This window comes from Collinsella sp. AM40-7AC, assembly GCF_003468125.1.
GTDB lineage: Bacteria > Actinomycetota > Coriobacteriia > Coriobacteriales > Coriobacteriaceae > Collinsella > Collinsella aerofaciens_O.
Genome location: NZ_QSGK01000002.1, coordinates 98,410 through 113,971, shown reverse-complemented (window position 1 = coordinate 113,971; position 15,562 = coordinate 98,410). Strand labels below are relative to the sequence as shown.

Here is a 15,562-nt window from a genome sequence, read left to right as displayed (position 1 = left end):
TGTGATGGTTTGCGCCCCGGGTCAGGCCATCCTGCGGATCCGGCCACCCTGCGGGTCCGGCCACCACAAAGGGGCCAGGCACCTTTGTGGTGGTTTTTGCTTTAACGGGCCGCGCCTGTGCCTTGGTATACCATGTACGCCGTTTGCGAATACACCCCACACCGCCGTACAACCCAGAAGGCCCCCATGGACACCACCTTCAGCCACATCAAAGCCGTGTTCTGCGATATCGACGGCACGCTGCTCACGAGCCAGCACACGGTGTCCCCGCGCACCGTGGCGGCGATCCGCGCCCTGCGCGAGCGCGGCGTGCTCTTTGGCCTGTGCACCGGGCGCGACGCCCACGCGACCGAGGCCATGTACGAGCTCTGGGGCATCGAAGGCCTGGTGGACGTGCTCGTGGGCTGCGGCGGCGCCGAGGTCATCGACCGCGCACACGACATCAACGAGCTGAGCTATCCGCTGCCGGGCGAGACCATCGCGCGCATCTGCAAGCGCATGGCGGACCTTCCGGCAACGCCCGTCTGCCCCCGAGACGGCGTGTTCTGCGTGCCCGAGAGCAACGCGTGCGTCGAGCACCTGTCGCGCGTCGATGGCGTGCCCTACCAGGTGGTCGATTTTGCCGAGTTTTTGCGCGAGCCGCAGCCCAAGGTGATGTTTACCATGGCGCCCGAGGTAATGCCGCGGGTGATTGAGCGGGCGTCGACGTTTGTCGATGACACTGTTAAGGCGGCGGCTCTGCAAACCACGCAGCGGCTCTACGAGTTCATGGATCCGCGCGTGTCCAAGACGCGCGGCCTTGTGCGCGTGGCGGAGCTCAACGATATGGAGCTCCAGGACATCTGCGTGTTTGGCGATGCGGACAACGACACCTGCATGGTGGCCGACGCCGGCGTGGGCGTGGCTATGGCAAACGGCAGCGACGCCACCCGTACCGCCGCGGACTTTGTAACCGCGAGCAACGACGAGGACGGCATCGCGATCTTTATCGAGGAACATCTGCTGTAGCGCTGGGGAAGAACCACCGCAGAAGGGGGCAGGCTCTTTTGCGGTGGCCTCAGGCGTTTTGGGCGAATTGATACCTAAAAACTGCGCGCAAATTCAAATTTGGTTGTATGAACATCTCGCTTCTAACCACCGATAGGTTTAAGATATTCTCATCAATTTGGTAGGATATTCATCCCGGTTGATGACCTACCGCTCACGGTCGATTTTCGACCGCTCACAGGATGTTTGCTCTTGAGCAAATTGTTGTGCAAATAAATCTAATGCCATTAAAAAATAATACGCAACTAAATTACCAGCAGAAACAAAAAATAGATAGCGAATAAACGAAGGCAAATCCGTGCAATTGTCAAGAGAATTAAGAACTTGCACAAAAATGTCGGTTTTGCTGTTCAGATGTTTAAACAATCGTTATAATTGCATCACTTACGAGCGCAATTACAGATTGCGCAGATACGTTTGATAGTGAAAGAGCAAGATCGCGGTCTCTTGGGGAGGAGACATCGATGAAAGCGAATTCGGACAAATCTAAGCAGAGTAATAGGGCGACGCGCCGTGTACTGGCAGGCGTTTTGTGCGGAGCCTCCGTGTTGAGCTTGGTACTGTCGCTCGTCATGCCCCCGATCTCGCAGGCCATTGCCAACGATGCCCAGCCAGCTTCTACCGAGGAAACTGTGATGGGGGGGGGTTCCTCAAGCGAATCTACTGTTGTAGACAACACCACTAACGGGGATGCCGAGAACCAGAATAGTGATGATGCCGAGAATGGCGAGACCGATCCTTCAAATGGCCTTGAGCAGAATCAGGTTGAGGATCAGCCTGAGGACGAGCTACTGGGTGAAGACGGCAAGTCGTCGGATGACAATGCTGCAATGGCGGTCGCGGAAGGCGAGCAGGCCGAAGCGGCATCCGGTGAGATAGATAGCGCGGAAAAGCTGAAAACTGAGCTGGAGAAGGCGAGCGACGCTGCCAACTTTAAGCTTACGAAAGATATTGTTACCAGCGAGACAATTCAGCTCAATAAAAGCGGCAGTATTATCACGTTGGATCTAAATGGCTGCAAGATTAAGCATGAGAGTTCCAATCAGCCTCTCTTCAATATCACCGCTGGAGCAACGTTGACCGTCAAGGACGGCCAGCAAGCTGCCCCGACAGAGACCATGGTTAATGGAGTAAATAACGGCAATCTCGCTTCAATGGATTACGACGGTTCCAGCATCCCGACCAAGCTTACCTACTACGTAACCGAATCGGTCGCAAAGGGAACCGGTACAACCGAGACCCTTAAAGGGTATAAGGCTGATATCAAGGGCGCCATCGTGGCGTGCGGTAACGCCGACGCTACTGGTTTAAAGCTCGTCAACCTTTATAATGGCGGCAACTTCAATTTTGAAAGTGGCGTACTCACACAAAAGAAGGATGACCGTATCGGCAACCTCATCTATGCCGAGAACGGCTCTACCGTCAACATGAGCGGTGGATACGTTTGTGGTGCCTCTACGGGAACTTCGGGTGCCGGCGCGGGCATTATGGTATCCAACGCGAACGGTGGCGCCTCGACTCTTAAGCTGACTGGTGGTGTAATCGCTGGCAACTATGCCCCCAATGGTGGCGGCGTGTACGCTAACGGATCCACAGTTAATATGACCGGCGGCACGATTTCCGGTAACGGTACGCTCAAAGACCGATCGGGCTACGGCGCCGGTGTTTGTGCTGTTAGTTCAACTGTAGTCATTTCAGATGGTTACATCACCAACAACAACTATCAGTTCTACAGCGAAAATGAAGGCTCCACGAAGCATATTGGTAACGGATGTCACGGCGGCGGTGGTATTGCTGCCTTCAATAGCGGCAGTCTCACAATTAACGGTGGCTTCATCACCGGTAACTATTCTGCCGAGGCCGGTGGCGGTATTTATGCTGGCGCTTGGAATCGGGCTCTCTCCTTGTTTTCGTTCTCTGGTGGAAGCATCGCCAGCAATGTGGCGCAAAACTCTGAGGGCGGCGGCGTCCGTATCGCTGCGCCTACCATTGGCGTATTTAATGTGAGTGTGAGTGGCAAGAAAGCCTACATAACTAACAATACGACTAATACCACCAATGACTGGGGTGGCGGTGGCGTTTTTGTCCAGGGAGGCAACAGTGACGAGGGCGTTAATTCGGCGCGTCTCAAGATATATAACGCCCTGATTACCAAAAACTCGGCTAAGGGCTATGGTGGTGGCTTCGCAGCCTGCCCGAGCGGCAAGACGGCGATTACCGATGCCAATGGTATTGCGATTTTCGGAAACACCGATGCAAACGGTGAGAATCTATCAGGCGGCACCAATGGTAAGAATGAAGACCAGCCTCCAAGTGTTGATGGCGGTGAGATTACCGATGACTTCAAGAGGCGTGGCCATGAGGACCTCTTCCTTATCCGCAAGTCGGATAACGCTGACTATATCGCAGCCGTAACGGGCCAGATGCTCGGCGGTGGTGCTGCAAATTGGTCGGGCACGATTGACGGTCAGCCTACGACCATCGGTAAGTATGACGGAGTCCAGGCCAAGTACATGATTGGCCTAAAGTCCGAACCGTTCGTTGAAGATCAAAATGAAGCTATAAGGCTGGCTACGTTATATATCACGGGCAACAGTTCCAACATCCACGGTGGTGGCATCATGACCAACGGCGACGTAATCGCTGGCTCCACTCAAGAAGTCAAGGTTTACCCCAAGATGAAGCTCAATGGCTCCAAGGTGCTTAAGGACGGCACGCTTAAAGGAAATGACTTCGATTTCCAGCTACTCAGACAGAACAAGATTATTAACGAACAAGGCGGGATCTCATATACAGTTCCGAGCTTTGACTCCAATGGCAAACTTCAGCTCAATGGCTGCTCGGTGGTTGATACGGTGAAAAACGATGGGGATGGAAATCTCACCTTTGATCTGGGTGAAGTTTATGCCGACGACGATCTTGTTTACTACTTGGTAGAGGTTCCGGGCACGGACAAGAACGTGACTTACGACAAAACGATCTACAAAATTGATCCTGAGGTTGTGAGGGATGAGAAAAAGTCGCACAACGTGCTTGACATTAAATACACGTATTACAAAGTCGGGAGCGTTTCGGTAACAAAGGTAAAAAATGACGGCGCTGGCGCAAGAACGCCAGAAGCAGAATCAGCAGCCACCGTAGCAGCTGAAGGCGAAAACGCTGTTATCGTTGCGCTTACCAGTGGTGCAACTTTCACTAACAAATACACTCCGTACACCTCCAAGGGCTCTTGGACTCCCAAGGTGACTAAGGTTGTTAAGGGTGGCGAGATGAAGGAGTTCACGCTCGAGCTTGCGGATAACGATAAGTTCGATAATGCCGAGACGGTTACGACTGACCCCAAGGGCGAGATTACCCCCACTGCCGACGGTGGCAAGTCCCAGACCCGGAGCTTCAAGCCGATCGAGTACGAACTCAAACAACTCGACAAGCTCGCGTCCGACTCCACGGGCCGTGGCGCTTCCAAGACCTTCACGTACTATGTGCGCGAGAAAACTGACGGTTCGCTGTTCTCGCACTATAAATATGACAAGTCTGTCTATCGATTTGACGTCACGATGACGGACAATACAAACGGCAAAATCGAGCCCACGAATGTGGCCTGCACCAAGATCGTTGACGCCGACGGTAATCCCATCGATGGCACCAAACCCGACTCCACCCCCACCTTCACCAACACCTACTCCACTTCATTGCCCCTTTCTGGTATGTCGGGCGTCACTCTGACGTACCTTGCCGGCGCGGCGGCGCTTTGCGCTGCTGCGGCCTGGATGCACATTCGTCGCAAGGCGAATGCGAAGGGAGGCGAGCGTCGTGAATAAGAAAGTTTGCTCCTTCCCGATCTTGTTTGCGCTGCTCGCCCTCTTGATCGGCACCTGCGCGGTTGTGTTCCCCGCATCCGCGCAGGCCGCGCCGAGCGCGACCGGATCCATCACGGTGACAGGCACCGTGGCGCGCAGCTACGACGCCTACCAGATCTTTGACGCCAACGTCGTCGATGACGACAACGACGCCAAGATCGCCACCGACCTTGTCCGGGCAAGCGATGCCGTGCGCGACGCCGCGCTGCCTGTGTTGCACAGCGCCGGCATGCCCAATTCCCAGACCACCGCACAGGAAGCTGCCGAGTGGCTCAACACCGATTCCCGCCTTACGAGCGCGCTGAGCGCACAGCTCGCTCGTTCCCTCCAGAGCTCTGGCGCCGTGTCCGTGGCCCTTAACGCGGGCACGACGGCCGAGCTGCCCTGTGGCTACTGGCTCATCGTCGCCAAAGACGACGCCATCTCCCAAAACGAGGCCGGCACCGCGCCGATCATGGCCCTGGTCGGCGGCAGCGCCGTCACCGTCAAGCCCAAGGCCGCGACGCCCAAGGTCCAAAAGCACGTGCTGGAGGACAGCACCGCCGCATGGCAGAAGGCCGCCGACGCCACGGTCGCCGACGACCTGTACTGGCGCCTCTCGGCCACGGTCCCGGCCGGGCTCACCGCCTACGACACCTATACGGTGCGGTTCGTCGACACCATGAGCGCGGGGCTCGACCCCTCCAAGGTGGCCGCGAGCATGCGTGTGTACGTGGCGGCGGGCGCGGACGGCGGCTTCGACGCCGTCTCGGCCGGCAAGGACGGACGCGCCGGCACCGAGCCCGCGAAGGGCTGGACCGACATCACGGCCCAGTGCGCCACCAAGGTAGCGGCTGACGGCAAGACCTTCACCGTGCGCACCGGCGACCTCATCGCCGCGCTCGGCGGGGCCGACGCCTTCACCGCGGGCGCTCGCGTGGTCGCCGTGTACAATGCGCCGCTCAGTAGCGCGTGCAACCACGGCATCGCGAAGGGCAACCCCAACGAGGTCTACCTGCGCTACCCGCGCTCTCCCTTTGCCGACCAGTCCGGCGACGCCGGCTTCACCCGCACGCCGAGCGACGACGCGTGCGCCTACACCTGGGATCTCGCACTCACCAAGCGCGGCAGCGACGGCGACAAGCCGCTTGCCGGGGCGGTCCTGAGCATCGCCGACGACCGCGGCCGCACACTGGCGGCCGACGGCACGTGGGATGCGGAGGGCAAGGCCACCGTCACCACGGGCGAGGACGGCCACGTGACCGTCTCGGGCGTGGACTCTGGCAAGCTGGAGATCCGCGAGCTCAAGGCGCCCAAGGGCTACACCGCCTTCGAGGGCACGCGCTCCGTGACGGTCAAGGCCGAGGGCCTGGACGTCGACCAGGTGGCCGCTGCCAAGCCTAAGCTCACCATCACGGCCGAGTCGCCCCTGCGCGCCGACAGCGCGGACGGGTCGACGGGCAGCCTGGAGGCGTCGCTCATCAACGTGCCCACCGGCACACCCCCTAGCATTACCACCGGAGGCTTTATGCCCTCGACTGGCGATATGGCAATGTACGCCGCGGCCGCCGCAGCGGTCGCCGGAGCCGCGCTCATCGTGGTCGCGCTCCTGGTCAAGCGGGGAGGTGGCAGCCATAAAGAGTAGCTGGCAGCCCCACAGAGAGCGGGGCGAGACGTAGCGAAGCAGATGCTAAGACACAGACAGACAGATTTAGATCAAATGGACTTCAAGCAGAAAGCAGAGGAAAAGAAGATGAGCATGAGCAAGAACATCGCACGCCTGGCAGTAACCGCAGGCCTCACAGCGGCGTTGAGCTTCGGCGGCGTCATGGCCCCGGTCACGATGGCGTTTGCTGATGGTACGCCTGTGGCTACGACGATTGGCAATGTGACGATCAAAGATGACGACTACGCGGGTACGACCTTTAAGGGCATCAAGATTTTCTCCGCTACGGTTACGCAGGATCAGACAAGCCCCAATGTTTGGGATTCTACCGATGAGAAGACGCTGTCCGATATTAAGTGGGCATCGGATGAAGTGAGGGATGCCGTGACCGGGGAATTTAACTCGGACACGACGGACCCTTCTAAACCGAACAACATCAATGATGCTGCCGCCTGGGCGAAGTGGATTAAGACTAAGACCGAGGCTGAGTATGAGGCTGGCACCAACCAGACTACCAATCTGAACGTGGGAACGACGCTCGACAGGATCGCCAAAGCCCTTGAGAAAGTGACTGCAACTAACGCGACCACTGGCTGGAAAACCTCTACCGATGGTAAATTCAACGATCTGCCCGCTGGTTACTGGCTCTTTGTGACCGATCAGCCCGGTTCGACTAAGAGTACCAATAAGACCAATGGTAATGACGACGCGTTCACCTCACCGATTTTCACCATCGTCGGCGGCGCCGATGTAAATGCGGAGCCCAAGAAGAGCGTCCCTAAAGTGACCAAGGCCGTCATGGATGACAAGGGCGATAAATTTGTTACGGACGTTAATAAAACCGTTTTCACTGCTGCCAACAAAGCTGCCGACTCTGCCTCCGAGCAGCTGATTAAATATCAGCTTGCCGGTACTGTTGCAAGCAACATTAATACGTACAAGAAGTACAGCTACACTTTCACCGACGAGCTTCCCTGCACGATGGTGCCGAATCTTAATGGAAATAACCCGGTCGTTGAGGTCAAGATTGACAATTCAGTCGTAGATCCCGCCTGCTACAGTGCGACCTATGCCCCGGGGAAAAGCACGAATACGCTCACTGTTTCCTTCGAAAACCTCAAAGAAGCAAAGGATACGCATGGCACTTCCATCAACGTTGACGGTAGTTCGACAGTCTATGTGAACTATGAGGCAAAACTGGATGCTGGCAAGATTAACGCGGATATGCTCGGCAAGGCCCAGGTGAACAATGTCATGTTGACCTATTCCAACAACCCGCACACCGACGGTACTGGCACCACGGTCGAGCACCCCGCCTACGATTACACCTACGGTATCGATGTCACCAAGGTCGGTTCTAATGATGAAACAAAGGGACTCAAAGGTGTTGAGTTTACGCTGCAAGAGCAGGGTGATACTAACAAGTTTATCATGGCAAATGGTGTCAAGACGACCGATGGAGCAAAGGCTAAGCTGACAACTGATGACTCCGGCAAGATTAATGTTGTCGGTCTCGACGAGGGCACCTACGTCCTCACGGAGGTTACGCCCGCCCCTGGTTACAACAACTCCGCAGCAAACGGTGTGACCTTTACCATCAAGCGCGATCTTAACCAGAATGGCGGTGACGTTATCCCTAGTGCGGATTCTGCAATCAATGCAGCGAGTGGTGTCGTGAAGAACAATTCGGCTACCGCGTCTACCGGTAAGCTCAGCTTCACTATTGTCGACCAGAAGGGCACCGGCCTCCCGCTGACCGGTCTTAACGGCGTGACCTTCACTTGGATCGCTGGTGGCGCGGTGCTGTGCATCGGCGTGGCGCACCTCATCCGCAGCCGTAAGCAGGCTGAGGAGTCCGAGCAGGAGTAACGCTCGCTCACCCATCCCTTTGGCAGGTGGGATGTGATGGCCATGAGACTTGCGGACACTTTTCTCGTCCATCCACGTTCTTGCTTTGCCATTCTCTTTTCGGGGCAGACTCCGCACTGGAGTCTGCCCCGTTTTTTTGGGACAACGCAGCCAGCCTCCATCGTCCGATGTGGGACGTTCGTCATCGCGTTTCTTGACTCGTATGAGGTTCGGTTTAAGGTCCGTAGGCGCACGCGCGGTGCGGACGGTAGAAGGCATTTGCGCCGCAACAAGCGCAAATAAGAATGCCCGGGGTTAGAGGCCCGGGCATTTAACAACGTCGGAAACTGGTCGCCCGCGCTCCTAAGTACTTACGCGGGGTGCGTCGTTTCCTGCAGCTATTGTATCCCGAATCGCTCCGCCGATTCGGGACATTTGAAAACGCAAACACGTTGGGCAAACCCGGACAATGCGGCCAGGCTCCGCTGGATGAGGAATCGTGTTTGTAACTATCGAACAAATGTTTGTCAAAATCGCGTTTACCAGCTGTGGGTGCATACACTCGCAGTAAAATGGCTTTGCGACGCATCCCGTGCGCGGGCGGCCGACGACTCGATCGGAGGTCCCCAAATGCTGAAATTCCTTAACGCGCTCGCCGCCCTCGCGGCGGTTGGCACGTTCGTCATCGCGTTTCTTGACTCGTATGAGGTTCGGTTTAAGGTCCGTAGGCGCACGCGCGATGCGGACGGTGGAAGGCATTTGCGCCGCAACAAGCGCAAATAAGAATGCCCGGGGGTAGGATCCCGGGCATTTAACAAAACCAGAAAACTAGGCCGCCCGCGCTCCCAAACATTTACGCGGGGTGCGTCGTTTTCTATTGATATTGTATCCCGAATCGCCCCGCCGATCCGGGGCATTTTGAAAACTCAAATGCTGGCTTATCCTCGACTGGACGGTGCAGTCTAGCTGCGTTGTCCGGCGCGGAAGCTCGCTAATCGGCTATTATTTGTTTAGACAACTTGAGTTGTAGAGGAGTGACTGGCGATGGTGCAGGGCGCCAAACATATGAAGAGCAATAACGCCGCGGCCAACGGTGGCTCAAGCCCTCAGCCCAAACCTCAACAAAAGCCCAAGCGCCGCCGCAAGCGACTGCCGCGTTGGGCCGATCGACTCATCACCATCGTCATCATCCTTATTGGCGTGGGCCTTATGACCTGGCCGTGGATCTTGGACCGGCTCGAGGCCTCGGGCGTGTTCAACCAGATCAGCACCGTGTCCAGCACCGTGGACGCGCTGTCTGCCGAGGAGCGCGAGCGCATCCTGCTCCAGGCGCGCTCCTTTAACGAGCAGCTGGCGGGCGAGGCCACCGAGCTCCCCGCCGACCGGATCGAGCCCTACGCTCAGCAGCTCATCTTTGACCGCGATCCCATGATGAGCTGGGTCGAGATCCCCTCCATCGACGTGAGCATGCCCATCTACCACGGCACGAGCGAAGAAGTCCTTATGGCGGGCGTCGGCCACCTGGAGGGCACGAGCCTGCCGGTGGGCGGCACCTCGACGCATTGCGTGCTCACCGCGCACTCGGGCATGCGCAACCTGAGCATGTTCGACGACATCCATTCGCTGGAACCCGGCGACCTGGTGCTGCTGCACACCATGAACAAGACGCTCGCCTATAAGATGGTGGACTCCGAGGTGGTGCTGCCCGAGGAGATGGAGTCGCTGACCATCGAGCCCGGCGCCGACAAGGTGACGCTCGTCACCTGCACGCCCTACGGCGTGAACGACCATCGCCTGCTGGTGCATTGCGTGCGCACCAAGTACAACAAGAAGGACGTTGACAAGCAAAAGTCGCTGGCCGGCCGCCACTGGGGCAAGCGCGAGTTCGCCGTGCTCATCGTGGTCGTGGCCATTGTACTGTTGCTGCTGGACATCGTGATCCACACGATCCGTAAGCGCCGCAAGGCCAAAGCCTCGGCATAAGGCATCGTTCAGAACCACCACAATGGGGACAGGCACCTTTGTGGTGGTCGGGACTTCCAAACCATCACAACATTCGATGAAAATCGCGATTTTGGCGAAAAACGTCGAATGTTGTGATGCTTTTCGTTGCGGGCGGGACGGTTTTCGTTGTGAGCAGTACGGTTTTCGCTATGGACGGTGCGGTTTCGCTGCAGAACCGCCAGCCCGCCGCCTGTCAATCGCCGCTCTCGTTACGTTTTCGCTGCATTTGGGTAAAGCGCCTGCTCCAAGCGGCGTTGCCTTGTATACTAGAGCGGTTTATCTGTTATGCGGAAGGGAGCGCCTATGGCACTCAGCGAGAAAGACGTGCGCGGCATCGCCGAGTACGCAAAGATCGCACTGACCGATGACGAGCTCACCCAGATGACGTCCTACATGAACGACGCCGTCCAGATGCTCGAGCCCGTCTTGCAATATGACTTGCCCGACGTGGAGCCCACGTTCCATCCCATCGGAAGCCTGTCCAACGTGATGGGCGACGACCTGCGCGAGCCCGAGCGCGATTTGCCGCTCGACGTCGCGCTCGAAAACGCCGGCAGCGCGCGCGACCGCTACTTCCGCGTGCCGTCCATTTTGGGAGAGGGGGAGAGCGAGTAATGGCGCAGAGCTTCGATTCCCTTACCGCCGCCCAGATCGCCGCGGGCGTTTCTGCCGGCGACTTTACCGCTACCGAGGTGGCCCAGGCCTCCCTTGCCGCCATCGAGGCGCGCGAGGGCGGGGTCCAGGCATTCCTGCAGGTGGCGCCCGAGCTTGCGCTCGAGGCCGCTGCGCGCGTGGATGCCGACCGTGCCGCAGGCAAGCCGCTGCCCCCGCTTGCGGGCGTGCCGCTAGCCATCAAGGACAACATGAACCTCGTGGGCACGCGCACCACCTGCGCTTCCCGCATGCTTGGGGACTACCAGAGCGTCTACACCGCCACCTGTGTCCAGCGCATGCTCGACGCCGGCTGTCTGCCCATGGGCAAGGCCAACATGGATGAGTTTGCCTTTGGCAGCTCCACCGAGAGCTCGGCGTTCCACCGCACCAACAACCCCTGGGATACCGAACGCGTGCCCGGCGGCTCCTCGGGCGGCTCCGCTGCCGCCGTCGCCGCGGGCGAGGTCGCGCTCTCGCTGGGCTCGGACACCGGCGGCTCCATTCGCCAGCCGGCGTCGCTGTGCGGCGTGGTGGGCTTTAAGCCCACGTATGGCGCCGTGAGCCGTTACGGCGTGGTTGCCTTTGGCTCGTCGCTCGACCAGGTGGGGCCCTTTGGCCGCACGGTCGAGGATGTCGCGCTGGCCATGAACGCGCTTACCGGCGCGGGCCACGATCCGTACGACTGCACGAGCCAGGATTGCGCCGTCGACTTTACCGAGCATCTCAACGACAGCATCGAGGGCAAGCGCGTGGGCATCATCCCCGCGTTTATGGAGGCCGAGGGTCTGACGCCCGAGGTCAAGGCCGCTGTTCAGCGCGCCGCCCAGGAGCTGCAGAACCAGGGCGCCGAGCTGGTCGAGGTCGACCTGCCGCACCTGGATGCCGCCATCGCTGCCTACTACGTCATCGGTCCGGCCGAGGCGTTCTCCAACCTGGCTCGCTTTGACGGCATTCGCTACGGCTATCAGGAGGAGGGCTGCGCCAACCTGTCCGACCAGAGCTCGCTCAGCCGCGCCCACGGCTTTGGCGCCGAGGCCAAGCGCCGTCAGATGCTCGGCGCCTACCTGCTGAGCTCGGGCGTGTACGACAAGTACTACTACGCTGCGCAAAAGGCCCGCACGCTCATCACGCGGGACTACGATGCCGCGTATGCCAAGGTGGACACCATCCTCATGCCCGCCTCGCCGCGCACGGCCTTTAAGTTTGGCGAGATCAGCGACCCCACGCAGATGTACCTCTCCGACCTGTACACCATTTCGCTCAACATTTGCGGCAACGGCGGTATCTCGGTGCCGCTGGGACTGGGCGAGGACACTCAGCTGCCCGTTTCTGCCCAGCTGGTGGGACCTGCCTTTAAGGACCGTCAGCTGCTCACGTTTGCCCGCGCCCTGGAGCGCGGCTTTGCCGATGCCGCCACGGGTGCGCCCGTGCTTTCCGTCGCGCCCGATTTTGCCGGGAAGGGAGGCGAGCTGTAATGAAGGAGCTTTCCGAGGTCCTGCAGGATTGGGAGGCCGTGATTGGCCTGGAGATCCATACCGAGCTCACCGCACTCGATACCAAGATGTTCTGCAACTGCAAACTCAGCCACGATGACGAGCCCAACGCCAACGTGTGCCCGGTGTGCCTGGGCCTGCCCGGCGCCCTGCCGGTGCCCAACAAGCGCGCCATCGAGAGTATCGTCAAGGCGGGTCTGGCCACCAACTGCGAGATCCAGCGCCACTCGATGTTCTACCGCAAGCACTACTTCTATCCCGATATGGCCAAGAACTTCCAGACCACGCAGGGTCCGGTCGCCTTTGCCATGTACGGTCACCTTGATCTGGATGTGACCGGTCGCGGTGCCGCCGAGCGCCCCGAATGCGCGTTTGGCGAGGCCGAGGCCCAGAGCCTGGCGAGCGCCTCGGCCAACGCCGAGGGCTTGTCCACGTCCATGACGTCGACCATGCGCGAGGGCAACCAGCGCGCCGGCCACCTGGCCAGCTATGACGCGTCCAACTTGCAGATGCCCGAGCGTCGCGAGGACGGTTCCTACACGGTGCCCATCCGCATCCTGCGCATCCACATGGAGGAGGACGCCGCCAAGATGGTTCACGTGGGCGGCGCCGAGGGCCGCATTACCGCCGCGGCCGAGTCGCTCGTCGACTACAACCGCTGCGGCACGCCGCTGATCGAGCTCGTCACCGAGCCCGACCTGCGCACGCCCGAGGAGGCTCGCCTGTTTATGGAGAAGCTCCGCCGCATCTTTGTGACGCTGGGCATTTCGGACTGCTCCATGGAGAAGGGTTCCATGCGCTGCGATGGCAACGTGTCGCTGCGCCGCCGCGGCGAGACCAAGCTGGGTACCAAGACCGAGCTCAAGAACCTCAACTCGTTTAAGAGCCTGCATGACGGCCTTGCCTACGAGATCTGCCGTCAGGCCGAGGTGCTCGAGGAGGGCGGCATCATCTATCAGGAGACCCGCCACTGGGAGCCCAGCCGCAAGCGCACCGTGGTCATGCGTGTGAAGGAAACGGCCGACGACTATCGTCTGTTCCCCGATCCCGACTTGGCACCGTTCGATCTGGACGACGAGTTCATCGACCGCTGCCGTGGCGAGATCCCCGAGCTGCCCGATGCCAAGCGCGCCCGCTTTGAGGCCGACTTTGGCATTAAGGCGGCCGACGCCGAGCAGATCGCCGGCGACCCGGAGTTTGCCGAGTTCTTTGAGGCGGCCGCTGCCGGTATGGCTGGCAAGGAGGCCCAGACGGTTGCAAACTTGCTGGTCAACGAGATGATCGCCTACCTTAAGAGCGCAGGCGTGTCGCTCGCCGAGTCCGGCATCGCGCCGGCTCAGGTAGCAGCGCTGGCCAAGCTGCTGGTGACCGATGCCATCAGCTCCAACCAGGCGCACGAGGTCTTTGAGGCCATGGCCCAGACCGGCGACGACCCCAACAAGATCGTCGACGAGCGCGGTATGCGTCAGGTGAGCGATGCCGGCGCGCTGCAGCCCATCGTGGACGAGGTGCTGGCAAACTGTGCCGAGCAGGCACAGCAGTATCGTGACGGCAACCAGAAGGTCATCGGCTTTTTGGTGGGCCAGTGCATGAAGGCGAGCCGCGGCAAGGGCAACCCGAAGCTCTTCAACGAGTTGCTGAGAACGTCGCTCTCGTAGCTGCGAGGCCGGGGAAGCCCCGAGTCGCCGGGGTGTTTGCTCCAAATTTCAAACAGTCCTATGCAAGACGAAGGCCACGTTTAGTGGCCTTCTTTGCATGCGGAACTCATTTGGAGCAAACACCCCGGCGACTCGGGGCTTCCCCGGCCAGACGACTCGGCCGTTCGGGTCAGGCGGGGCTGAATGGAATAGAGTGAATGGGCGTGCCGTCGGCACGCCCATTGTTTTGAAGGGAACTCATTGAGAGGCAAGGCCCTGCGCCCGGCCCCTCGGTTCCGTGACGACTCGGCCGTTCGGGTCAGGCGGGGCTGAATGGAATTTGGTGAATGAGGGCGCCGTTGGCGCCTTCATTCTTTATATATGTTGGGAACGCCAGGTGGTGGGGGTGGTGCCGGTGTGTTGCTTGAAGGCTTGGGCGAAGGCGGCCTGCTGAGGGTAGCCTAGACGCTCTGCCACCTGCGCTATCGTGAGCGCGCTATCGGCCAAAAGGTCCTGTGCTCGCTCCATACGGCGTCTGCGAATGTAGGCGCCCAGGGACTCGTCAGTTTGGGCCTTAAAGGTGGCGCATAGCTTGGAGCGGCTTGTGTAGAGCCTCTCGGCCACCTCGTTGATACCCACACGCCTGCCTTTGTCGAGCGCGCGCTCAATCATTGCCGCCGCTTCCTCGGCAATGGTCACGCTGGCGCGTGTGTCTGCCGCCTGCCGCGCCTGCTTGTGGGCCGCGCGCGAACAGGCGAGCTCCGCGACCATGGTCTCCACGATGCCTTGCATATAGACGTGTCCGCCTACGGTGCGGGCGCGGTCCTCGTTAATCCTGCGCAACGTGTGGCAGATGGCAGACGTCGCCTCCTCGTGCCATGGCTCGGCAAACGCCTCAAAGACCCCTGCGAACTCGGTGGGATAGCGGTGCTCCAGTTCGTCAAAATATCCAGGCAAAAAGAGCACCGAGCGCGAGTGATAGAGCCGCCCTGCAAACAGTGGGCTTAACTCCTCGCCACAGTTATCTTGGATAAAGCTGCACACAGCATTGTTTGGCCACGGTCCATGCAGGGGTTTAAGGTTCGCAGGCGTTATGCCGGCTTCGGGCATGCACATGAGCGTGGGCGCGCTGACCTCGCTCACGCACGCGTACGGTTCGGGTGTGTATTCTGCCAGGTACATATCGTGCATCGGGGTAATGAAATGCTCCATAACGATGCAGGCGGGGGAGAGGGGCATGATCCATGCGCGTCCGTGCGCCCGATCGTTTGCCACCTCGCCGGTAAAGACGGCGCCCTTGCCGGTAAGCTCCAGGCCAAACTGCTCAAACTGCGGTGCGTAGAGCTCGGTTATGTCGGTCGCCGCCCGCCGCAT

At 59.5% G+C, this 15,562-nt stretch carries 10 protein-coding genes; 9 read left to right on the top strand and 1 reads right to left on the bottom strand.

All coding sequences use genetic code 11. The features are described 5' to 3' along the window. The first annotated feature begins 186 nt into the window (after positions 1-186). The 9 genes from DW892_RS02270 to gatB all read left to right on the top strand — a co-directional run bounded on the left by DW892_RS02270 (position 187) and on the right by gatB (position 14,209). Positions 187-1,008, top strand: a complete 822-nt coding sequence (locus DW892_RS02270) for an HAD family hydrolase (RefSeq protein WP_117765390.1) — start codon at positions 187-189, stop codon at positions 1,006-1,008. A 503-nt stretch (positions 1,009-1,511) separates the two neighbouring features. Then, positions 1,512-4,868: a Spy0128 family protein gene (locus DW892_RS02265; protein WP_117765388.1), complete on the top strand. Its 3,357-nt coding sequence runs from the start codon at positions 1,512-1,514 to the stop codon at positions 4,866-4,868. After that, on the top strand, positions 4,861-6,531 hold the full coding sequence (locus tag DW892_RS02260) for a SpaA isopeptide-forming pilin-related protein (RefSeq protein WP_158567006.1): 1,671 nt from the start codon (positions 4,861-4,863) through the stop codon (positions 6,529-6,531). Before DW892_RS02265 ends, DW892_RS02260 begins: the two co-directional genes overlap by 8 nt. A gap of 114 nt (positions 6,532-6,645) precedes the next feature. Then, complete coding sequence (locus DW892_RS02255) at positions 6,646-8,421, top strand: SpaA isopeptide-forming pilin-related protein (RefSeq protein WP_158567004.1); 1,776 nt, start codon at positions 6,646-6,648, stop codon at positions 8,419-8,421. Between the two features lie 609 nt (positions 8,422-9,030). After that, positions 9,031-9,183, top strand: a complete 153-nt coding sequence (locus DW892_RS10455; protein ID WP_187364966.1) for a hypothetical protein — start codon at positions 9,031-9,033, stop codon at positions 9,181-9,183. Positions 9,184-9,465: 282 nt separating this feature from the next. Continuing rightward, positions 9,466-10,383, top strand: coding sequence for a class C sortase (locus tag DW892_RS02245; RefSeq protein WP_158567002.1), 918 nt, complete (start codon positions 9,466-9,468; stop codon positions 10,381-10,383). Positions 10,384-10,707: 324 nt separating this feature from the next. Beyond that, positions 10,708-11,019 (top strand): Asp-tRNA(Asn)/Glu-tRNA(Gln) amidotransferase subunit GatC, encoded by a 312-nt coding sequence (gene gatC, locus DW892_RS02240; protein WP_055250987.1) that lies wholly within the window; start codon positions 10,708-10,710, stop codon positions 11,017-11,019. Then, a complete protein-coding gene (gatA, locus tag DW892_RS02235) occupies positions 11,019-12,533 on the top strand; it encodes an Asp-tRNA(Asn)/Glu-tRNA(Gln) amidotransferase subunit GatA (protein ID WP_117765378.1) in 1,515 nt (504 codons plus the stop codon). Before gatC ends, gatA begins: the two co-directional genes overlap by 1 nt. After that, on the top strand, positions 12,533-14,209 hold the full coding sequence (gatB, locus tag DW892_RS02230) for an Asp-tRNA(Asn)/Glu-tRNA(Gln) amidotransferase subunit GatB (protein ID WP_117765376.1): 1,677 nt from the start codon (positions 12,533-12,535) through the stop codon (positions 14,207-14,209). Before gatA ends, gatB begins: the two co-directional genes overlap by 1 nt. Positions 14,210-14,563: 354 nt before the next feature. On the opposite strand, the gene DW892_RS02225 is transcribed toward gatB, so the two are convergent. After that, positions 14,564-15,562: an AraC family transcriptional regulator gene (locus tag DW892_RS02225; protein ID WP_233546781.1), complete on the bottom strand. Its 999-nt coding sequence runs from the start codon at positions 15,560-15,562 to the stop codon at positions 14,564-14,566.